Genomic DNA, 844 nt, shown 5'->3' with positions numbered 1-844 from the left:
CCTCATAGGTTTCAGGGTCGACCTCGACATGCGGCGTGGCGTCGTTGAGCACCATCGAATGCTTGCCGATGCCGCCGCGCGTGTTCTCGACCGCGACCATCGCCTTCTCTACGCCAAGCCTGCCCTGCAAGCCGGCATCAAAAGCCGCCTTGGAGACGAAGGTGACCGAGGAGTTGGTCAGCGCCTTGCCGTAGGCGCCGAACATCGGCCGGTAGTGCATCGGCTGCGGCGTCGGGATCGATGCGTTGGGATCGCCCATCGGGGCGGCGGCGATTGTGCCGCCTACCAGCACCATCTCCGGCTTCACGCCGAAGAAGGCCGGGTTCCACAGCACGAGATCAGCGCGTTTCCCGGCCGTCACGGAGCCGATCTCCTTCGACAGGCCATGCGCGATCGCCGGGTTGATGGTGTATTTGGCGATATAGCGGCGAACCCGGAAATTGTCGTTGTCGCCCGTCTCCTCAGCCAGCGCGCCGCGCTGGCGCTTCATCTTGTCGGCGGTCTGCCAGCAGCGGATGCCCACTTCGCCGACGCGGCCCATGGCCTGGCTGTCGGAGGAGATGATCGAGAAGGCGCCGATGTCGTGCAGGATGTCCTCGGCCGCGATCGTCTCCTTGCGGATGCGGCTTTCGGCAAAGGCGATGTCCTCGGGAATCGACGGCGACAAATGATGGCAAACCATCAGCATGTCGAGATGCTCGGCCAGGGTGTTGACCGTGTAAGGCCGCGTCGGGTTGGTCGATGACGGGATGACGTTGGGCAGGCCGCAGACCTTGATGATATCGGGCGCATGGCCGCCGCCGGCGCCCTCGGTATGGAAGGCGTGGATGGTGCGGCCCTTGAT

The 844-nt window shown here is 64.6% G+C and carries 1 protein-coding gene; it reads right to left on the bottom strand.

Going from position 1 to position 844, the window contains the following annotated elements:
• The coding region (locus EOA60_RS35215; RefSeq protein ID WP_128312744.1) for an urease subunit alpha at positions 1-844 on the bottom strand (844 nt) is incomplete at both ends.

The sequence above is a fragment of the Mesorhizobium sp. M1A.F.Ca.IN.020.06.1.1 genome (assembly GCF_004023265.1).
Taxonomy (GTDB): domain Bacteria; phylum Pseudomonadota; class Alphaproteobacteria; order Rhizobiales; family Rhizobiaceae; genus Mesorhizobium.
The sequence above is the reverse complement of the archived record's forward strand: the minus strand, read 5'-3'. Positions and strand labels throughout refer to the sequence as shown.